Source organism: Nonomuraea sp. NPDC001636 (genome assembly GCF_040298265.1).
Taxonomy (GTDB): Bacteria; Actinomycetota; Actinomycetes; order Streptosporangiales; family Streptosporangiaceae; genus Nonomuraea.
Window position 1 is genome coordinate 98,725 of record NZ_JBEOZT010000030.1, and the last position, 19,110, is coordinate 117,834.

The 19,110-nt window shown below is 72.8% G+C and carries 22 protein-coding genes; 11 read left to right on the plus strand and 11 right to left on the minus strand.

Annotated features, from left to right (window positions below; translation table 11 throughout):
* Positions 1–807, minus strand: coding sequence for a UTRA domain-containing protein (locus ABT158_RS41055; protein WP_352363088.1), 807 nt, complete (start codon positions 805–807; stop codon positions 1–3).
* A 195-nt stretch (positions 808–1,002) separates the two neighbouring features.
* On the opposite strand from ABT158_RS41055, the gene ABT158_RS41060 reads away from it, so the two are divergent.
* Both ABT158_RS41060 and ABT158_RS41065 read left to right on the plus strand, forming a co-directional pair.
* On the plus strand, positions 1,003–1,347 hold the full coding sequence (locus ABT158_RS41060) for a hypothetical protein (RefSeq protein ID WP_352363090.1): 345 nt from the start codon (positions 1,003–1,005) through the stop codon (positions 1,345–1,347).
* Positions 1,344–1,556: a hypothetical protein gene (locus ABT158_RS41065; protein ID WP_352363092.1), complete on the plus strand. Its 213-nt coding sequence runs from the start codon at positions 1,344–1,346 to the stop codon at positions 1,554–1,556. The genes ABT158_RS41060 and ABT158_RS41065 overlap by 4 nt, the downstream gene beginning before the upstream one ends.
* Here the strand turns inward: ABT158_RS41065 and ABT158_RS41070 are convergent.
* Positions 1,553–2,029 carry a MarR family winged helix-turn-helix transcriptional regulator gene (locus tag ABT158_RS41070; protein ID WP_352363094.1) on the minus strand — a complete coding sequence of 159 codons (477 nt, stop codon included), beginning with the start codon at positions 2,027–2,029 and terminating at the stop codon, positions 1,553–1,555. The genes ABT158_RS41065 and ABT158_RS41070 overlap by 4 nt on opposite strands.
* Before the next feature lie 67 nt (positions 2,030–2,096).
* Here ABT158_RS41070 and ABT158_RS41075 point away from each other — a divergent pair, with 67 nt between their 5' ends.
* The 3 genes from ABT158_RS41075 to ABT158_RS41085 all read left to right on the plus strand — a co-directional run bounded on the left by ABT158_RS41075 (position 2,097) and on the right by ABT158_RS41085 (position 4,572).
* Positions 2,097–2,939 carry an alpha/beta fold hydrolase gene (locus ABT158_RS41075; protein WP_352363096.1) on the plus strand — a complete coding sequence of 281 codons (843 nt, stop codon included), beginning with the start codon at positions 2,097–2,099 and terminating at the stop codon, positions 2,937–2,939.
* Positions 2,940–3,053: 114 nt separating this feature from the next.
* Positions 3,054–3,968, plus strand: a complete 915-nt coding sequence (locus ABT158_RS41080; RefSeq protein ID WP_352363098.1) for an ABC transporter permease — start codon at positions 3,054–3,056, stop codon at positions 3,966–3,968.
* A gap of 52 nt (positions 3,969–4,020) precedes the next feature.
* Complete coding sequence (locus ABT158_RS41085; protein ID WP_352363100.1) at positions 4,021–4,572, plus strand: GNAT family N-acetyltransferase; 552 nt, start codon at positions 4,021–4,023, stop codon at positions 4,570–4,572.
* Here ABT158_RS41085 and metE read toward each other — a convergent pair.
* Positions 4,563–6,722, minus strand: a complete 2,160-nt coding sequence (gene metE, locus ABT158_RS41090) for a 5-methyltetrahydropteroyltriglutamate--homocysteine S-methyltransferase (RefSeq protein ID WP_352363101.1) — start codon at positions 6,720–6,722, stop codon at positions 4,563–4,565. The genes ABT158_RS41085 and metE overlap by 10 nt on opposite strands.
* An 82-nt stretch (positions 6,723–6,804) precedes the next feature.
* Here metE and ABT158_RS41095 point away from each other — a divergent pair, with 82 nt between their 5' ends.
* Positions 6,805–7,644, plus strand: a complete 840-nt coding sequence (locus ABT158_RS41095) for a LysR family transcriptional regulator (protein WP_352363168.1) — start codon at positions 6,805–6,807, stop codon at positions 7,642–7,644.
* A 6-nt stretch (positions 7,645–7,650) separates the two neighbouring features.
* Here the strand turns inward: ABT158_RS41095 and ABT158_RS41100 are convergent, their stop codons facing one another.
* The gene (locus ABT158_RS41100) at positions 7,651–8,331 is read right to left on the minus strand and encodes a DNA alkylation repair protein (RefSeq protein ID WP_352363103.1); all 681 of its coding nucleotides are present in this window, start codon (positions 8,329–8,331) and stop codon (positions 7,651–7,653) included.
* Entirely contained in the window at positions 8,328–8,999 is a 672-nt protein-coding gene (locus ABT158_RS41105; RefSeq protein WP_352363105.1) for a TetR/AcrR family transcriptional regulator, read from the minus strand. The genes ABT158_RS41100 and ABT158_RS41105 overlap by 4 nt, the downstream gene beginning before the upstream one ends.
* Positions 9,000–9,097: 98 nt before the next feature.
* On the opposite strand from ABT158_RS41105, the gene ABT158_RS41110 reads away from it, so the two are divergent.
* From ABT158_RS41110 to ABT158_RS41120, 3 genes are all read left to right on the plus strand, one after another.
* Positions 9,098–10,252, plus strand: coding sequence for an acetyl-CoA C-acetyltransferase (locus ABT158_RS41110; RefSeq protein WP_352363107.1), 1,155 nt, complete (start codon positions 9,098–9,100; stop codon positions 10,250–10,252).
* A 123-nt stretch (positions 10,253–10,375) separates the two neighbouring features.
* Positions 10,376–11,854, plus strand: coding sequence for a glycoside hydrolase family 3 protein (locus ABT158_RS41115; RefSeq protein WP_352363109.1), 1,479 nt, complete (start codon positions 10,376–10,378; stop codon positions 11,852–11,854).
* A gap of 4 nt (positions 11,855–11,858) precedes the next feature.
* On the plus strand, positions 11,859–12,524 hold the full coding sequence (locus ABT158_RS41120; protein ID WP_352363111.1) for a pentapeptide repeat-containing protein: 666 nt from the start codon (positions 11,859–11,861) through the stop codon (positions 12,522–12,524).
* Between the two features lie 51 nt (positions 12,525–12,575).
* Here ABT158_RS41120 and ABT158_RS41125 read toward each other — a convergent pair whose 3' ends face one another.
* From ABT158_RS41125 to ABT158_RS41140, 4 genes are read right to left on the minus strand one after another with little or no spacing between them, the layout of a single operon-like run.
* Positions 12,576–13,598 carry an NAD(P)H-dependent flavin oxidoreductase gene (locus tag ABT158_RS41125; protein WP_352363113.1) on the minus strand — a complete coding sequence of 341 codons (1,023 nt, stop codon included), beginning with the start codon at positions 13,596–13,598 and terminating at the stop codon, positions 12,576–12,578.
* Positions 13,595–14,329 carry a CoA-transferase subunit beta gene (locus ABT158_RS41130; RefSeq protein ID WP_352363115.1) on the minus strand — a complete coding sequence of 245 codons (735 nt, stop codon included), beginning with the start codon at positions 14,327–14,329 and terminating at the stop codon, positions 13,595–13,597. The genes ABT158_RS41125 and ABT158_RS41130 overlap by 4 nt, the downstream gene beginning before the upstream one ends.
* Positions 14,316–15,092 (minus strand): CoA transferase subunit A, encoded by a 777-nt coding sequence (locus tag ABT158_RS41135; protein ID WP_352363117.1) that lies wholly within the window; start codon positions 15,090–15,092, stop codon positions 14,316–14,318. The genes ABT158_RS41130 and ABT158_RS41135 overlap by 14 nt, the downstream gene beginning before the upstream one ends.
* Entirely contained in the window at positions 15,089–15,817 is a 729-nt protein-coding gene (locus ABT158_RS41140; protein WP_352363119.1) for an enoyl-CoA hydratase family protein, read from the minus strand. The genes ABT158_RS41135 and ABT158_RS41140 overlap by 4 nt, the downstream gene beginning before the upstream one ends.
* A gap of 46 nt (positions 15,818–15,863) precedes the next feature.
* Here ABT158_RS41140 and ABT158_RS41145 point away from each other — a divergent pair, with 46 nt between their 5' ends.
* Positions 15,864–16,592 carry an SDR family oxidoreductase gene (locus tag ABT158_RS41145; RefSeq protein WP_352363121.1) on the plus strand — a complete coding sequence of 243 codons (729 nt, stop codon included), beginning with the start codon at positions 15,864–15,866 and terminating at the stop codon, positions 16,590–16,592.
* A gap of 9 nt (positions 16,593–16,601) precedes the next feature.
* On the plus strand, positions 16,602–17,531 hold the full coding sequence (locus ABT158_RS41150; protein ID WP_352363122.1) for an SDR family oxidoreductase: 930 nt from the start codon (positions 16,602–16,604) through the stop codon (positions 17,529–17,531).
* A gap of 10 nt (positions 17,532–17,541) precedes the next feature.
* Here ABT158_RS41150 and ABT158_RS41155 read toward each other — a convergent pair whose 3' ends face one another.
* Together ABT158_RS41155 and ABT158_RS41160 are read right to left on the minus strand one after the other, a co-directional pair.
* Complete coding sequence (locus tag ABT158_RS41155; RefSeq protein WP_352363124.1) at positions 17,542–18,612, minus strand: WD40 repeat domain-containing protein; 1,071 nt, start codon at positions 18,610–18,612, stop codon at positions 17,542–17,544.
* Positions 18,609–19,106 carry a SigE family RNA polymerase sigma factor gene (locus ABT158_RS41160; RefSeq protein ID WP_352363126.1) on the minus strand — a complete coding sequence of 166 codons (498 nt, stop codon included), beginning with the start codon at positions 19,104–19,106 and terminating at the stop codon, positions 18,609–18,611. Before ABT158_RS41160 ends, ABT158_RS41155 begins: the two co-directional genes overlap by 4 nt.
* Positions 19,107–19,110 lie beyond the last annotated feature (4 nt).

Genomic DNA, 19,110 nt, shown 5'->3' on the forward strand with positions numbered 1-19,110 from the left:
TCAGAATTCGTCGTACCCGGAGACCTGGCCGATGGGGAAGATGTGCCGACTCGCGGCACAGATCGTCTCAAGGACATGGATCGGCGTGCCCTCGGTCGAATAGCTCGCGCGCAGCACCTGGACCACCCACTCGCCTGGATCAAGCTCCAACGTCTCACGCTCGAAGGTGGTCGGTGACCGGGCGGTCAGATTCTCCTCGGCGTGGCCGAACGCGTAGCCCAGGGCGGTCAACGCCGACTGCAACGAGGGCGTCACGAACTCCGGCTCGGCGATCCGGGTATCGCCGAACAGGTCCGCCCGGAAGTAGCTCGTCGCGATCCGCACCGGTACGTCGTTCGCGCTCATCATCTTGCGCCGGGCCACGATCTCGGCCTCGGGTTCGATACGCAGGCACGCCGCCACATGCTCACTGGCGGGCTCCAGCCCGACGTACAACATGCGACGATCCGCCTTGAGCCCCTGCCGTTCCGCCTCGGCAAGGAAGAGCGATTTCGAGCCCCGGACTGCCGGTTCGGTCGGCAAGGCCCGCTGCACCAGCACCCGAGGGGCGGACGAGGCGGGCCCTTCCGGCGCGCGGGCCGCAGGTCCCTTCCGCATCTGCGAGATGCGTCCCGGTGAGACGCCCAGCCGCCCAGCGATGTCCTCCAGGCTCATGCCGGACTCCCGTGCCTCGGCGATGGCCTGCCGCCGCATCTTGGCGGCCTCGGTCACCAGTCCCTGTTCCTCGGTCATGAGCCGGCTGAGAACACGGGCTCGTTCCACGGGATCACTGACCTGGGCGACTTCCCTCAGCGTCTTCAAGTCCATCCGTGTGCCGCCTCCTCAGCGACCGACATTCGGCGCACTTTAGACCCCCTGTTGCAGGGGTCTCACCTCGGCTCTACCCTCGACTTTAGCCCCCCTAAATCGGGGCTGTAGTAGACCCCCACCTACGGGACAAACGGTGCTGTAACACCACTCGTAAGCAGGGGTCTGGGCATCGAGAGCTTTGGGGCGTCAACGATGCAGGACAAGGTTATCGCCGTACCCAAGAACGGCAAGGAACTCCAAGCCGGACCATCCGCAGATCTCCTGTGCAAGGTCCTGCGAGACGAGCACGGCATTCAGACGGACAGCCACATCGGATACGGCCTCGCCTTGGTGTGGGTGTGGGACGGACTGGTGATCTGGTGCGACGGTGAGTGGTACTGGTGGCGAGCGGACTGGGACGGCTGGCGTACGCGGGTGTTGTACGCCCGCCATTCGGCCATCGAGTCAGCACGGGCCGCGCGCCGGATCGCCTTCCGCTACGCGGAACTGCGCAGGTCGCAGGAGGGGTCCGCGCTCACCGTGGGAGCACGGGCATGAGCCTGACGGTCCAGGAAGTTCTCGGCAGGTTTCCCGGGTGGCGGATCATCGACGTGACCGGCGGCTGGGTCGCCTTCCGCGTCCCCCTCGTGTCCCGTGACAGCGGGCTCTCCAACGTCCGCTGCGGGGCGACCCTGGCGGAACTGGCCGGCAACCTCCAGGCCGAGGGCAGGCTGCAACAGCCACGTTCACCTGAGCCGCCGGCCTAGCCCTGGGTGACGGCCTTGTGGACGTCGGTGAGGAAGCGTTCGATGGTGGCCTGTTCCGTGCTGTCGTACCGGCCCATGAGGGCGACGATCTCCTGGATGAGCGGGCCGAAGAAGCTCCAGCCCAGCGTGACGGCGCTCTCGTCGACCTTCAGCAGCACCCGCCGCCGGTCGCGGGTGTCGCGTTCCCGGCGGACGTGACCGAGCCGTTCCAGGCGGTCCACCACCGCCGTGGTGCCCGCGGAGTTGAGGCCGAGGTGCGTGCCCAGCGTTCCGGGGGTGGCGGGGGTGCCGGTGCGGGCGGCGTCGAGGAGGCAGATGAGGGCGCGTACGTCGGTCGGGTGCAGGGCGTGCGCGGCGGCGAACCGCTCGCCCATGCGGTCGAGTTCCACGGTGACGGCGCGCAGCAGATGGACCAGCCGCATCCCGGCGTCCTGATCGTCCACGTTTCCGGCGTGCTCCGGCGGCAGCGTCATGCCACCAGTATGGCATTATCTCGCCCAGCGAGATTGTTGCTGAGCAAGCTAATCAGTTAGGTGCGGCATGTCCGACTTCCTCTCCGCCTACGACGCGGTCCTCGAACGCTGGCCGGTTCCGGTCGAGCCGATCGACCTGCCCTCGGCGTACGGCACGACCCGGGTGAACGCGTGCGGCCCCGCCGACGGCCCGCCGCTGGTCCTGCTGCACGGCGGTGGCACCACGGCGGCGACGTGGTTCGCCAACGTCGCCGCGTTCGCCCGCCGCCATCGGGTGTACGCCGTCGACCGCATCGGCGAGCCGGGACGGAGCCTCCGCGGCGAACGCCCCCCGCGCGGCGTCGGCGACCTGCTCGGCTGGCTGGACGGCGTGCTCGACGGCCTCGGGATGGACAGCGCCGCGGTGTGCGGACACTCCTACGGCGGATGGATCGCCCTGACGTACGCGCTCCACACCCCCCGTCGGGTCAGGAGGCTCGTCCTGCTCGACCCGACGCAGTGCTTCGGCGGGTTCCGGGCGGGATACCTGGCCCGCGCGCTGCCCACCCTGCTGCGGCCGACGGCCTCGCGCGCGCGGGCCTTCCTGGAGTGGGAGACCGGCGGCGCGCCCGCCGACCCCGCCTGGCTGCGGCTCTACGGCCTGGCCGCGGAGTTCCCGGACACGAAGGTCGTCACCGGGAAACGACCCGACCCCGGATCGCTGCGCACGCTTCCCACGCCGGCCCTCGTGCTCGTCGCCGGCCGCGGCGAGGCGCACTCCCCGCACCGCGTCGCGTCGGCCGCCGCCCGCCTGCTGCCGGGCGCGCGGACCGCGGTCCTGCCGCACCTGTCCCATCACGCGATGCCGTGGCACGAGCCCGCCGACCTCAACGCCCGAGTCGCCGACTTCCTCGACGAACGAGCCACCTGACCCGCCGCCCGCGCCGCCGCCAACCTCGAATGCCCACTGAGGACGCCCATCTCGCCGCCCCGGCTCCTAGACTCCTTGGCATTCCGCGACGCAGCAGGCCGTGAGGAGACTCCCATGTCATCCGCGCCCGAACAGCAATCACTCGCCGCCCTCGCGACCCGGCACGGGCTGCGGCGGGCCATGGCCCGTCCGGACATGCACGTCTACCTGCGCCGATTATGGGAACGCCGGCACTTCGTCCTGGTGTACGCCACCTCGCGCACCGCCTCGAAATACTCCGCCTCCGCGCTCGGGCAACTGTGGCAAGTGGTGACGCCGCTGCTGAACGCCGGCATCTACTGGGTCATGTTCGGCCTCGTCCTGGGCGGACACGAGCACATCGAGAACTATGCGGCCTTCCTCGTCACGGGGATGTTCGTCTTCACCTACAGCCAGCGGTCGGCCTCGGCGGGGGCCAAGTCCGTCTCGGGGAACCTCTCGCTCATCCGCGCCCTGCACTTCCCCCGCGCCGCGCTGCCCCTGGCCTACACCCTTCAGGAACTGCGGCAGGCGGCCGTCTCCATGGGTGTGCTGCTCGTCCTCGTGGTCGTCATGGGGGAGTTCCCGACCTGGTTCTGGCTGCTGGTCCCGGTCGTCCTGCTCCTGCAGACGATGTTCAACATCGGGCTGAGCCTGGTCCTGGCGCGGTTGGGGGCCTCGCTGCGCGACGTGAACCAGCTCCTGCCGTTCGTCCTGCGGACCTGGCTGTACGCCTCCGGGGTCTTCTTCTCGATCCAGTACAAGATCGTGGGATATCCGGACCCGGTCACCGGTGAGCCGGTCGGCGGGGTCGGGCTGCCGCAGTGGGTGGCCGACGTCATGTATCTCAACCCCGCCGCCTCCACCATCGAGTTCATGCGCGACATCCTGATCCACGCCGCCGGCCCTCGCCCGCTCGTCTGGCTGAGCTGCGCGTTCTGGGCGGTCGCCGGACTGACCCTCGGCCTCTGGTACTTCTGGCGGGCCGAGGACACGTACGGGCGCGGGTGAGGGCCGGAAAAGGGTTCGCGCGCGGGAGGCGTGCTCTGGTTTGCTCCACATCATGACGTCTGCGTGGGTCGGCGAGCGCGTGCGCCTGAGGGCCATCGAACCGGAGGACTGGGCGGCGCTCTTCGCCTTCGAGGAGGACACCGACGCGGCCAGGAACGGCTGGCGGCTGCCTCCGCCCCGCTCGGCCGCCCAGGCGCAGAAGTGGGCCAGGGAGTTGGCCGAGCAGGAGCCCGACATGGACGAGCTCCGCCTGGTGATCGCCGACGCGGCCGACGGCCGCCCGGTCGGCATGCTCAACACGCACGAGGTCGAGCGCACGCACGGCACGTTCTGCTACGGCATCTCCATCGGCACGCCGCACCACCGCAAGGGCTACGCCAGCGAGGCGATCGTCCTGCTGCTGCGCTACATGTTCGCCGAGCGCCGCTTCCAGAAGGCCGAGGCGTGGGTCTACAGCTCCAACGAACCGTCGCAGGCCCTGCACCGGCGGCTCGGCTTCGTCGAGGAGGGCCGCCGGCGCAGGAGCCGTTTCGCCGCCGGGCGTTACGACGACGGGATCCTGTTCGGGATGACGGTCGAGGAGTTCACCGAGCTCTACGGCTGAAGCTCGGCCCGCAACCGCCCGGTGGCCTCGACGACGTGCGCCAGCGACGCTTCCACCTGCTCGTACGTGCGCGTCTTCAGCCCGCAGTCGGGGTTGACCCAGACCCGCTCGGCCGGCAGCGCCGCCAGCGTCCTGCGCAGCAGGTCCTCGACCTCGTCCGCGCCGGGCACGCGCGGGGAGTGGATGTCGTACACGCCGGGGCCGAGGCCGCGGCCGAACGCGCGCACCGCGCCCAGGATGCGCGCACCCGAGCGGGCCGACTCGATCGTGGTGACGTCGGCGTCCAGGCCGTCGATGGCGGCCAGGATCTGGTCGGCGTCCGAATAGCACAGGTGGGTGTGGATCTGGGTGCGGTCGGCCGCGCCCGAGGTGGCCCGCCGGTACGCCGCCACCGCCCACTCCAGGTAGTCGGCCTGCGCGGCCCGCCGCAGCGGCAGCAGCTCGCGCAGGGCGGGCTCGTCCACCTGGATGATCGACACCCCGGCCGCCTCCAGGTCGCGCACCTCCTCGCGCACCGCGTCGGCCACCTGGAACACCACGTCCCGCAGCGGCAGGTCGTCGCGGACGAACGACCAGGCCACGATCGTCACCGGCCCGGTGAGCATGCCCTTGACCGGCTTGGCGGTGAGCGACTGCGCGTAGGAGGCCCAGCGCACGGTGATGGGCCCGGGACGGCCGACGTCGCCGTGCAGGATCGGCGGCCGGGTGCAGCGCGACCCGTACGACTGGACCCAGCCGTTCCTGGTGACCGCGAAGCCGTCCAGGTGCTCGGCGAAGTACTGCACCATGTCGTTGCGCTCGGGCTCGCCGTGCACGAGCACGTCCAGGCCGAGGCGTTCCTGCACCCTGACGACGCGCTCGATCTCGGCCTCGACGTGCCGCTCGTAGTCCTCCTCCGGCAGCGTGCCGGCCGCCACGGCCGCCCGCGCCGCGCGCAGCTCGCCGGTCTGCGGGAACGAGCCGATGGTGGTGATCGGCAGCACGGGCAGGCCCAGGTGGGCGGCCTGGGCGGCGGCCCGCACCGCGTACGGCGCCCGCTCCTCCGGCGCGGCCGGCGCGGTCAGCGGCACCGAGGGCCCGGCCGGGACCGGCCCCCGGAAGTCCGGCCCCTCGGCGACGGTGCGGGCCAGCGCCACCACCTCGGCCACCTTCTGCTCGGCGAACGCCAGCCGTTCCCGCAGCGCCGGGTCGAGGTCGGGCTCGGCGTCCACGTCGTAGGGCACGTGCAGCAGCGAGCAGGACGTGCTCACCGTCACCCGGTCCGCGCGCACGCCGCCCAGGGCGGCCAGGGCGCGTTCCGGCGAGGTGCGCCACACGTCGCGGCCCGACACCACGCCCGCGACCACGGTCTTGCCCGGCAGGTCGGGCACGGCGCCGCCGCGCACCAGGTCCACGCCGATCGCCTCGACGGGCGTGCCGGCCAGCACCGGCAGCGCGGGCCCGAGGTCGCCGAAGTAGGAGGCCACGAACAGCCCTGGCCGGACGGCCGCCGCCCCCAGCCGGTCGTAGGCGAGCCGCACGGCCGCCAGCTCCTCGGGCGTGCGGTCGCCGACCAGCGCCGGCTCGTCGAGCTGCACCCACTCGACGCCCTCGGCGGCCAGCGCCGCGAGCAGCTCCTCGTAGCAGCCGAGCACGTCCTCCAGCCGCTCGGGCGCCCCGGCCAGCAGCAGGAACGTCACCGGGCCCACCACGACGGGCCGCGTCTCGTAGCCGAGCGCGCGGGCCTCGCGCACCTCGGCGAGCGGCTTGGCGGCGTCCAGCTTGAAGACGGTCTCCGGGCCGATCTCCGGCACGATGTAGTGGTAGTTGGTGTCGAACCACTTCGTCATCCGCAGCGGCGCCAGCCCCTCGGTGCCCCTGGCCATCGCGAAGTAGGGGTCCTCGGCCGCGCGGTAGCGCTCGGGCACCGCGCCCAGCAGCACCGCCGTGTCCAGCACGTGGTCGTACAGGGAGAAGGTGTTGGACGGCAGCCCTTCCAGGCCCAGCTCGGCCAGCCGCCGCCAGGTCCGCTCCCTGATCTCCGCGCCCGTCCGCGCCAGCTCCGCGCGGCCGGACCGCCCGTCCCAGTACGACTCCAGGGCCCGCTTCAGCTCCCGTCGCGGCCCGATCCTCGGGTACCCGAGCACCGTGGACGTGGGGAATGGCGACATCTCAGCTCCTCGATCATGTCGGTCAGATGCGGGAATCGTGTCCGGCGGGGCGGAGGTGGTGCATCATCAATAAGTGCTGCTTATGCTCAAGGAGATCCGCTGCTTCCTCCTGGTCGCCGAGCGGCTCGGCTTCTCGGCCGCCGCCGCCGACCTGGGCATGTCGCAGCCCGCCGTGAGCCAGGCCATCACCCGGCTCGAACGTGCCGCCGGGGTCAGGCTCTTCGAGCGCAACGCCCGCGAGGTGCGGTTGACCGCCGAGGGGAAGGGGCTGCTGCCGTACGCCCGGCAGGTGCTCGAATCGGCCCAGGCGTTCACCGCGGAAGCCGCCAGACTGGCCCGGCCGACCATTCACCTGGCTTATCCACCGATGGTGGGCACGCTCGCCGCGCGCATCGTCAGACGGCTGGCCGGGCGCGCCCCGGCGATCGGCGTGGAACTCGTCGTGGCCGGACGGGGCGCCGCGGCCCGGGCGCTGGGCGGCGGGGAGGTCTCGGCCGCGATCCTGGCCACGCCGGCGCCCGCGCAGTTCGTCACGGCGGCCCGCTTCCACGTGTCCGTGGACCATCTGGCCGTCCCGCTCGGGCACCGGCTGGCCGGGCACGGCAGGGTCACGCCGGACGACCTGGGCGGGCAGGTGCTGCTGACGCCGGGGAGCCGGCCGTGGGCGGGGCTGCCGGGGCGGGCGCGGATGGTGGCCGACGACGACTTCGCCGCCGCGCTCGACCTCGTGGCCGCCGGGGCGGGGGTGCTGCCGATCCCGCAGCTCCTGGTCAGGTCCGTCAGGCGGGACGACGTGCGGTTCGTGCCGCTGGAGGCGGGGGAGCTGCGCATCACCTACGCGCTGGCCTGGGCGCGGGAGCGGGTGACGCCGGAGCTGATGGCGCTGGTGCAGGCGGTGCAGGACGCGCTCTGGACCAGATGAGGACGGCTAACTCACAGGCAGGTTCTTCAGGGCCTCGCGGCGGCTCAGGCCGGAGATGCCCTTGGCGCGGACGTACCGGATGACTTCGTCGGGGTTGGTCTTGGCGTACTCGCGTAAGGACCAGCCGATGGCCTTGCGGGCGAAGAAGTCGGTGTCGGACAGGCTGGGCTCGATGCAGGCGTATAACAGGGCCGTGTCGGTGCGGGACTTGAAGCGGTTCTGGCACAGGATCGCCGTGCGGCGCTTCCACAGGTCGGCGTCGGCCGCCCACTCCAGCATGAGCGGGCGCATGGTGTCGGGGAAGGCCGCCAGCAGGTCGCCGACGCGGTGGGTGGCCAGCTCGTCGACAAGGTCCCACCAGGCGCCGGTGACGATCATCTCCTCGTACATCGGCACGGTGTAGAGGGTCTGGAAGTCGCGGTAGTAGTGGTGGCCGGTCAGTTCGACGGCGGCGTAACGCTCCTCGCGGTATTCGGCCTCCCGCCACAGCGAGAGCACCGCGCGCCGCCACTCGGGCGCGGAGTCGATGCGGTGGCGGGCGAACACCCGCCGCAGCGCCGCCCGCCTCGGCGTGGCCTGCACGCCGAGGAAGGGCATCTCCGACTTCATGTACGCGCGCATCGGCTCGGCCTTGTCCGGCTCGGCGACCTCCTCAAGGGCCAGCCGCACCGCCTTGCCGAGGCTCATCCCTGACGCTGGGTCGTGCGCTCGCCGGTGGCGAGCCCGTCGAACAGCACCGTGATGTAGTGCTCGGCCAGCGCGGTGGTGTTGAGCCTGCCGCCGGGACGGAACCAGCGCACGGCCACCCAGATGGTGTCGCGGATCATCCGGTAGGTCAGCTTGGGGTCGACGTCGGCCCGGAACAGCCCGGCCGCCTGACCGGCCTTGATCTGGGTCACCCAGATCTGCTCGACCTCGTCCTCGGCCTTGACCAGGTAGTTGAAGCGCTCGAACTGGCGCAGGTAGTTCCAGTCGTTCTGCATGACGGTGATCGCGGCGCGGTGGGGCTCCAGCGTGCCGAAGCCGATGCGGACCATCTCCGACAGGACCGTGCGGGCGTCGGAGCTGGTGTCGACGGCGGCGCGGTAGCGGGCGATGAGGTCGTCGAGGAAGGTGGACAGCACCTCGTCGACGATCGTCTCCTTGGAGTCGAAGTGGTGGTAGAGGCTGCCGGACAGGATGCCCGCCTCGTCGGCGATCTCGCGTACGGTCGTGGCCTGGAAGCCCTTGCGCGCGAAGAGCTCCGCGGCGAGTTTGACGAGGTGGTCGCGCCGCTCGGAGGCCGCTCCAGTGGAGGAGGCGCGCTGGCGCTTCGCCGGTGACGTGGTGGTGCCGGAGTTCTTTCGCGTGGTCACGTTTCCCATTATGAGCCCTCAGACAATCGCTTGTTCACACGTGAGCCCCAGCTCGTGGGGCATTATCTTGCTTACCAAGCGCTTGTTAGGATGCGGGGATGAACGAGGCTTACATCGTCGCCGCCGTCCGTACCCCCGTCGGGCGCAGGAACGGCGGGCTGGCCGCGGCCCACCCGGCCGACCTCGGCGCGTACGTGCTGCGCGAGCTGATGGACCGCGCGGACGCCGATCCCGCCGCCGTCGAGGACGTGATCTTCGGCTGCGTGGACACGATCGGGCCGCAGGCCGGGGACGTCGCGCGTACCTGCTGGCTGGCCGCCGGGCTGCCGGAGGAGGTGCCGGGCGTCACCGTCGACCGCCAGTGCGGCTCCTCGCAGCAGGCCCTGCACTTCGCCGCCCAGGCCGTGCTGTCGGGCACCAGCGACCTGGTGGTGGCGGGCGGCGTGCAGAACATGAGCATGATCCCGATCTCCTCGGCCATGCTGGCGGGCCGGCCGCTCGGGCACGAGACCCCGTACGCCGGGTCCAAGGGCTGGTCCGCCCGCTACGGCACGGCGGAGGTCTCCCAGTTCGCCGGGGCCGAGCAGATGGCGGTGGCCTGGGACCTGTCGCGCGAGGACATGGAGCTCTACGCCTACGAGTCCCACCGCCGCGCGCTGCGGGCCGTGGACGAGGGGCGCTTCCGGCGCGAGATCGTCCCCTGTGAGGGCGTCGCCGACGACGAGGCGCCCCGCAGGGACACCACGCCGGAGAAGATGGCCGCGCTCCGGCCGCTGACCGAAGGGGGGCGGCTCACGGCGGCGCTGGCGTCCCAGATCTCCGACGGCGCGGCGGCGCTGCTGGTCGCCTCGCCCCGGGCCGTACGCGACCACGGGCTGACCCCGCGCGCCCGCGTGCACCACCTCTCGGCGCGCGGCGCGGACCCGATCATGATGCTCTCCGCGCCCATCCCCGCCACGGCCCACGCCCTGGGCCGGACCGGGCTGGCCATCGACGACTTCGACGCGATCGAGATCAACGAGGCGTTCGCCTCCGTCGTGCTGGCCTGGATCAAGGAGACCGGCGCCGACCCGGCCCGGGTGAACCCCAACGGCGGCGCCATCGCGCTCGGCCATCCGCTCGGCGCGACCGGCGCGGTCCTGACCGTGAAGCTGCTGCACGAACTCGAACGCACCGGCGGCCGGTACGGCCTGCAGACGATGTGCGAAGGCGGCGGACAGGCGAACGTCACCGTCATCGAACGCCTCGGCTGAAAGGCCGCGCCGTGAACTGAAGTGAGCATTTGCGGCAATGGTTGAATAACACACGGAAGGAACCGGGCTGACATCAGAAAATGCCTCTAGCAAATAGGAAACTTTCCTATTAGATTTCGGGTCATGCCCCTCAGCGGTGACCTTCTTCGCCTCGCCGATGCCGTCCTCCTCCCCGGGTTCGCGGGACAGACGCCCCCGGACTGGATCCGCCGACGACTCGGCGAGGGACTGGCCGGCGTGGTGCTGTTCTCCCGCAACATCGCCGACCCCGCGCAGGTCGCCCGGCTCACCGCCGCGCTGCGCGCGGAGAACCCCACGGTGCTCGTCGGCACCGACGAGGAGTCCGGCGAGGTCACCCGGCTGGAAGTGAGCACCGGCAGCAGCCGTCCCGGCGGCTACGCGCTCGGCGTCGTGGACGACGTCGGCCTCACCGAGGCGCTGGCCAGGGACATGGGCGGCGAACTGGCGGCCGCGGGCATCACGATCGACTTCGCCCCGTCCGCCGACGTCAACTCCAACCCCGACAACCCGGTCATCGGCCTGCGCTCCTTCGGCGCCGACCCCGCGCTCGTCGCCCGGCACACCAGGGCGTTCGTCCGCGGCATGCAGTCGGCCGGGGTGGCCGCCTGCGCCAAGCACTTCCCCGGCCACGGGGACACCACCGTCGACTCCCACCACGGCGTGCCCGTGGTGGCCGACGCCGGCATCGAGGAGGCGCTCTTCCCGTTCCGGGAGGCGATCAAGGAGGGGGTCAGGTCGATCATGACCGGCCACCTGCTCGTGCCCTCCTACGACGCCGAGCTGCCCGCCACGCTCAGCCCCAAGGTCCTCACGGGCCTGCTGCGCGAGGAGCTGGGCTTCCAGGGAATGATCATCACGGACGGCATAGAAATGGCCGCGGTGTCGGGGGCGTACGGGATCGGGGGCGCCTCCGCCCGCGCCATAGCCGCGGGGGCCGACGCGATCTGCGTGGGCGGCGAGCGGGCCGACGAGGCCACCGCCGTCGAGGTCCGCGACGCCATCGCCGCCGCCGTGACCGAAGGACTGCTGCCCGAGGAGCGACTGGCCGACGCCGCACGCAGGGTCCGCGAGCTGGCCGCCTGGACCACCTCCTCGGGCAGCCCCGTACCGGAGGACGGCTACCTCGGGCTCTCCGCGGCCCGCCGGGCCGTCCGCGTCACCCGCAGGTCCACGGCGCCCGTGCTGCCGCTCACCGGGGCGGCGCACGTGGTCGAGCTGACGCCCGAGATGAACCTGGCCATCGACAAGGACACCCCGTGGGGCGTCGGCGAGCCACTCGGACGGCTGCTGCCCGGCACCGCCGTCACCCGGCTGGCGGCCGCGGACACCACCGGGGCCAGGCTGGAGCGGCTGATCGGCGAGGCGGCGCAGCGCCCCCTGGTGATCGTGGTTCGCGACGCCCACCGCTACGCCTGGCAGGGCGAGGCGCTGCGGCACCTGCTCAGCGCCCGGCCGGACGCCGTCGTCGTGGAGATGGGCCTGCCCGCCCGCTCCGACCTCGGCGCCGTGCACATCGCCACGTACGGGTCGGCCCGGGTCTGCGGCCAGGCCGCGGCGGAGGTGCTCACCGGTACGCTGTGACACCGTGATCCTCGACGGCGAAGACCTCTCCCACAGCCGCCCCACCCTCCACGACGACGGGCCGCACGTCTTCCGCGGCTGCGACCTGACCGAGGCCGACCTGTCCGGCGCCGAGCTGGCCGGCGCCCGCTTCGAGTCCTGCGTGCTCGACGGCGCCGACCTGCGCAAGGCCGACCTCGACGGCGCGGTGTTCGCGGGCGGCGGCGGCATGCGCCCGAGGTTCAACGACGCCGACCTGATCGACGCCACGTTCACCGACGTCGACCTGTCCTCGGCCCAGTTCGGCGGCGCCCTGCTCACTGACGCCTCCTTCCAGGGCTGCCGCATGATCGGCGCCGCGCTCACGGCCTCGCGCGGCACCGGCTTCAAGGTCGCGCGGTGCAACCTGACGCTGGCCAACCTCGGCGGCTGCTCGCTGCGCGGCGAGTTCATCGAGGGCGTGCGGTTCGACGACGCCGACCTGTCGGGCTGCGACTTCACCGAGGCGACCTTCAGCGACTGCCGGCTCATCGGCACGCGGCTGCTCAACACCACGTTCGCCAAGGCCGACCTGCGCGGCGCCGACCTCGGGCAGCCCGACGACGCCAAGCTGCGCGCCTTCGCCGGCGCGATCATCAACCAGACGCAGGCGAACGCCATCCTGCTGGCCCGCGGCATCACCGTCCTGTGAGCCAGGCTCCGCGCGGGGTCAAGCTCCGCGCGGGGCCAGGCTCCGCGCGGGTCAGGTCAGGCGTTTGCGCGCCTCCTCGGCCTCGGCCATCACCCGCCCGATCAGCTCGGCGCACGACGGCAGGTCCTCGATCACGCCCACCACCTGGCCGGAGGCCATCACGCCGAGGTCGGCCCGGCCGTCCACCATCGCCGCGCGCAGCAGCACCGGCGTGTTGGCCGCCTGGAGCACCTGCGCCCAGGTCAGCTCCCGGCCGCGGCGCATCCGGCGTCCCTCGCGGACCAGCGCGCCCCACGACAGGCCGGACAGCCGCCGGAACCGGGCGCCGTTCAGCACCGCGCGCAGCAGCCGTGACCGTTCCAGCGAGGCCACGAACGGGGTGCTGAGCACGCGGTGCGGCACGCCGTCCACCCTGGTCGTCACGACGGTCTCGCGGGCGGCCAGGTAGACGTCCTTGACCGCGCCGGGCACCGGGGACTCGCGGGTCAGCAGGAACCGGGTGCCCATGGCGATCCCGCACGCGCCGTAGGCCAGCGCGGCGACCAGGCCCCGGCCGTCGAAGAAGCCGCCTGCCGCGATCACCGGGATGTCCACCGCGTCCACGACCTGGGGCAGCAGCAGCGTGGTGGCCAGCGGGCCGGTGTGCCCGCCGCCCTCGCCGCCCTGCACGATCACCGCGTCCACCCCCCACGCGGCCACCTTCTCGGCGTGCCGGCGCGCCCCCACCGACGGGATGGTGACGACCCCCGCGTCCTTGAGCCGGGCGATCAGCTCGCGCCGGGGCGCCTGGGCGAACGACGCCACCCGCACGCCCTCCCTGATCATCACCTCCACCCGCTCGGCCGCGTCGTCGGCGTCGGAGCGGATGTTCACCCCGAACGGAGCGCCGGTCCGCTCCTTGACCCGCCTGACCGCCGCCGTCATCTCGGGCACCGACATGGTGGCGGCGCCGATCACGCCCAGCCCGCCCGCCGCCGAGACGGCCGCGGCCAGCCGGGCGCCCGCGACGTACCCCATGCCGGTCTGGACGACGGGATGGCGGCAGCCGGTGAGCTCGGTCAGCGCCGTCCTCACCCGGCCACCTCGCGGTCGCGCGCCCGGCCGGGATCCAGCCGGTCCAGGACGGCCAGCTCCCCGGCGTCCGGCTCCCGCGTCGTGGGCACCTCCGGCGGGACGACCAGGTCGAAGCCGGTGGCGGCCAGCACGTCGGCCACGCTCACCCCCGGATGCGCAGACACCAGGCGCATCGAGCCGTCGGGCGTGGCGAAGTCGAGCACCGCCAGGTCCGTCACCACCCGCCGCAGCTCGTACGCCCCCCGGTCGGTGCCCAGCCCGCTCACCATGTCCACCTCGGGCACGAACACCCGCCGCGAGTGCCGCGGGATCCAGTAGCTCGTCGGGTCGCACCGCGTGTTCCCCGGCGCCCCGCGCACCCCGAGGAGCTGCGCCTTGGGACGGGCCCAGTCGCCGATGCAGGAGATGTTGCTGTTCCCGCGCCGGTCGATCTGGCTCGCGCCGAGCATCACGTGCCGGCGGCCGTTCAGCACCAGCCACAGGTGCTCCCGGAACGGCAGCCACCCCTCCACCACCCCGGGCGCCGCCCCCAGCGCGGGCACGTCGCCGGTGAGCAGGCAGACGCCGTCGGAGGTGAGCAGATCGGGCTCGAACGTCAGCCGGGCCAGCCGCGCGGCCAGCACCGTGATCGCCCCGCCGATCCCGGCCGCCAGGATCTCCCCGTCGCCCCTGAACGCCTCCGCGCAGGCCAGCACGCACACGTCGGCCCTGCTCACCTCAGTTCTCGTCATCGACGCCCCTCTCCACGTACCGCCGCTGCCGCTCCTCGTCGCGCCCGTAGTCCGGCTCGCACGAGGTGAACCCGGCCCCGCCGGGCGCCTCGACCACCCCGGTCACCATCGACCGGCTGATCAGCAACGACTGCACCGGCCCCTCCTTCAGCAGGTCGGCGGTGTCCACCAGCCGCTCGCAGGACACGTAGCAGCGCCCGGCCGCCTTGGCGTACAGGTCGTCGAAGTACGGGTCGGGGCCCAGGTACTGGGCGTTCCCGCGGGCGTCGGCCCGGTTCAGGTGCACCAGCGCCACGTCCATGGTCAGGGCGGGCACCGCGACCAGCTCCTCCCCGTCCCCGTACGGCGAGCGCACGGTCCGCAGCTCCGGGTTGACCCGCAGCACGCCGGACCCGAGCCCCGCCCGCGTCGGCAGGAACGGCAGCCGGTGCGCCGCCGCCAGCAGCCCGAACATGAACATGCCCTCGTCGTACTCGGTGAACTCGACCGCGCCCGCCTGCCTGGCCGCCCGGAAGTGCGGTTCGAGGGGGATGGAGTCGAGCGTGACGAACGGCGCCACGACCCGGCGCACCTTGCCCGCCGCGCACAACATGCCGACGTCCGGGCCGCCGTAGGAGACGACCGTCAGGTCCCGGACGGACGTGCGCAGCAGCCCGCCCACCAGGGCCATGGGCTTGCGCCGCGAGCCCCAGCCGCCGATCCCGACCGTCATCCCGCTCTCCACCGAGGCCGCGACCTCCTCGACGGACATCACCTTGCTCATCGGAACCGCTCCCTGTGCTCGTCGCCCATGCCCATGAGGTTCAGCTCGAAGGTGAAGCCCTGCTCGAAGCGGTAGCTGCGCCGCACGTCCACCGGGTCGATGCCGTTCAGCGACTCCTTGGCGCGGCGGATGACGTACGGGTCCTTGGCCGCGATCTGCCCGGCCACCTCCATCGCCGCCGCGCGCAGCTTGTCGCGCGGCACCACCTCCAGCACCGAACCGAACGCGTGCAGCTCGGCCGCCGTGACGTTCCGGCACGTGTAGACCATGGCCCGCATGAGGTGCTGGGGCACCAGCCGGGCCAGGTGCGTGGCCGCCCCGAGCGCCCCGCGGTCCACCTCGGGCAGCCCGAAGTAGGCGTCCTCGCTGGCCACCACCACGTCCGCGTTGCCGGCCAGGCCGACGCCGCCGCCCAGGCAGTGTCCGTGCACGGCGGCGACCACCGGCACCTCGCACTCGTAGACGGCCGCGAACGCCTCGAAACACTGCCGGTTCGCGCCGACGAGCGCCGTGTGCCCGGGATCGGCCTGCATCTCCTTGATGTCCACGCCGGCGTTGAACCCGCGGCCCTCGGCCCGCAGCACCACCACCCTGGTCGCCGGGTCGCGCCCGGCCGCGCGCACCGCCGCCGCCAGGTCGGCCCAGCCCTGGACGGTCAGCGCGTTCACCGGCGGCACGTCCACCACGACCTCGGCGACCGGCCCGTCCCGCAGTGTGATCCCCATCGCGCTCCCTGGTCGCACCTAACGCTTGCTTGGTACGGTAGCACCCGTGACGGTCACTTACGACTACACGGGCAGGTCCGTGCTGGTGACGGGCGGCACCCAGGGCATCGGCGCGGGCATCGCCAGGGCCTTCCGCGCGGCCGGCGCCGACGTGACGGTCTGCGCCAGGAAGCACCCCGGCCCCCTGGACGGCCTGCGCTTCGTCCAGGCCGACGTGCGCGTCCCGGCGGACGTCGAACGGCTGGTCGCCGGGTTCGACCGGCTGGACGTGCTGGTCAACAACGCCGGCGGCTCGCCGCCCGCCCCCGTGTCGGGCACCTCGCCGCGCCTGCACGCCCGCGTCATCGAGCTCAACCTGACCGCCCCCCTGCTGGTCTCCCAGCTGGCCCATCCGCTGCTGGCCGCCGCCCGCGGGGCGATCGTGATGATCGGCAGCGTCAGCGGCGCCCGTCCCTCGCCCGGCACCGCCGCGTACGGCGCCGCCAAGGCGGGCCTGCACCACCTGGCCCGCTGCCTGGCCGCCGAATGGGCCCCCGAGGTCAGGGTCAACTCGGTCGTGGTCGGCCTGGCCGACACCACGGCGGCCGAGCGGTACACCGGACAGGGCCGGGCGGACGCCGCCATCCCCGCGGGCCGCCCCGCCACGCCCGCCGACGTGGCCGCGGCCTGCCTGTGGCTGGCCGCCCCCGGCTACGTGACCGGCGCCGAGGTGCGGGTGGACGGCGGCGGCGAGATCCCCGCCTGGCAACACCTAGCTTCTGACGATATTTCTTGATATCTGTGCATGATCCCCTTGGGAGGTCTTGTGGGCATTTGCGCTGGCCGCGTGGTGATCGTGACAGGCGCCGGACGCGGCATCGGCAGGCAGCACGCCCTGGAGTTCGCCCGGCAGGGCGCCCGCGTCGTGGTGAACGACCTCGGCACCGCCCGCGACGGCGGCGGCGCGTCGTCCGGCCCGGCCCACGAGGTCGTCGCCGAGATCGAGGCCCTCGGCGGCCGGGCGGTGGCCAACTGCGACGACGTCTCCGACTGGGCCGGCGCCGCCCGCCTGGTGAAGACCGCCGTCAGCGCGTACGGCCGGCTGGACGTCCTGGTCAACAACGCCGGCTTCCTGCGCGACCGCATGCTGGTCTCCATGACCGAGCAGGACTGGGACGACGTCGTCCGCGTGCACCTCAAAGGCCACTTCCTGCCGCTGCGGCACGCGGCCGCGTACTGGCGGGAGCGGTCGAAGGCCGGCGAGGAGGTGTCCGGCAGGGTGGTCAACACCTCCTCGGGCGCGGGCCTGATGGGCAGCGTCGGCCAGGCCGGCTATTCGGCGGCCAAGGCCGGGATCGCCGCGCTCACCCAGGTCGCCGCCGCCGAGCTGGCCCGCTACGGCGTCACCGTCAACGCCATCGCGCCGGCCGCCCGCACCCGGATGACCGAGGAGGTGTTCGCGGCGACCATGGCCAGGCCACAGGCCGGGTTCGACCCCATGGACCCGGCGAACGTCGCCCCGCTCGTGGTCTGGCTCGGCTCGGCCGCCTCCGCGCACGTGACGGGCCGGGTGTTCGAGGTCGAGGGCGGCACGATCGCGCTGGCCACCGGCTGGCGCCACGGCCCCGCCGCGGACCGGGGCGCCCGCTGGTCGCCGGAGGAGGTGGGCGAGGCCGTCGCCACGCTCCTGGAGGCCGCGCCCGCCCCCGAGCCCGTGTACGGCGCGGCCCCCTGATCCCCGCCGGTCAGCGGACCAGCCCGGGCACGGACGCCTGGCCGTCCCCCCGCAGCGCGAACAGCTCGGTGGCGCGCCCCGAGTCCACATCCACCGCGTAGACCACGGCGGCGGCGCGGGGGTCGTCGTCCGGATAGGCCAGCAACGTCACCTGCCGGGGGGACGTCCAGCCGCCCAGCTTGGCCGGCCGCAGCCCTTCGGCGAGCCCGGACGGCCTGATCCGGCGTTCCGCGCCCCCCTTGACGTCGAAGACGACGATCGTGCCGTCGCGCCGCACCATGGGCTCGCGGTTCCGGTCGAGAGTCGTGCCGACGCGGGCGATCGTGTACCCGTCCGGGGCCAGGGCGCTGAAGTCGTAGGTGTGCTCGGGGACCGTCACCGGGTCGCGGCCGGACACCCACAACGACGTGGTGTCCCCCTCGGCCCTGGCCAGCACGACCGGGCCCGTCCCGTCCGCCACGCTCACCGGCCACGAGCCCTTCGGCAGGGAGGCCGACGTGCCGGCCTGCACGTCCACGAGCCGGGGACCGCCCGTCGCCGACACCGCGAACCGCAGGCCGCCGGGGGAGAGCCGCAGCGCGTACTCGCCGGCGAAGTCCCGGTCGTCCTGCTTCAGCGGCGACGTCCACACCTGGCCGCCGGCCAGGTCCCGGACGACGATCGCGTGCTCGCGGGGGCTGTAGTAGGCGATCCGGCGCCCGTCGGCCGTCGCCTCGACCGGTCCGTCCTGCGGCCCGTCGGTCAGCTCGTACGTGGCGCCGTCCCGGGTCACCAGCCGCCACGGGCACGCCTGGCCGTCGGAGCGGCACGCCGGCCGGTAGAACTGCTCGACCGGCGCGACCCCCTTGGCGGGCAGCGGCAGGGCGGTGGCGGCCGGCGGGGTGAGCACGATCGGCGGCGCCGGACGCGCCTGCTGCAGGAGCACGCCGCCCCCGCCCCCGATCACGCAGACCGCCGCCGCGACGCCCACGACCAGGCGGGTCGCGCGCCTGCGCCGGGCGCCCAGGACGGCCCGCGCCCCCAGGTCGACGACCGGCGCCTGCTCGGCCAGCGCGTGCAGGTCCTCGCGCAGCGTCTTCATCGGTACACCTCCGCGGGGGTGAGGGCGCGCAGCTTGGACAGCGCGTAGTGGGTCTGGCTCTTGACCGTGCCGAGCGAGACGCCCATGAGCCGGGCGGTCTCGTGCTCGGTGCGGTCCTCGTAGAAGCGCAGCACGATCACCGCGCGCTGTTTCGGGGTGAGCCGGGCCAGCGCGTTGAGCAGGGTCAGGCGGCGCACGGTCGCCTCGTCGTGCGCGTGCCCGCCGGTCTCCGGCAGCTCGGCGGCGGGCAGCTCGGGCCGTCTGCGCCGGCGCCAGGAGATGGTCTGGTTCACCAGGGCCCGGCGCGCGTACGCCTCGGGGTTGCCGTCCCCGGCGAGCTTGCCCCAATGCGAGGCGACACGGGTGAGGACCGTCTGCAACAGGTCCTCGGCGAGATGGGGGTCTCCGGTGAGCAGGTACGCGGTCCGCATCAGCGACTGCTGACGGGCGCGTACGAACTCGTGGAACCCCTCGTAGCGGTCCATGTAGGACATCAAC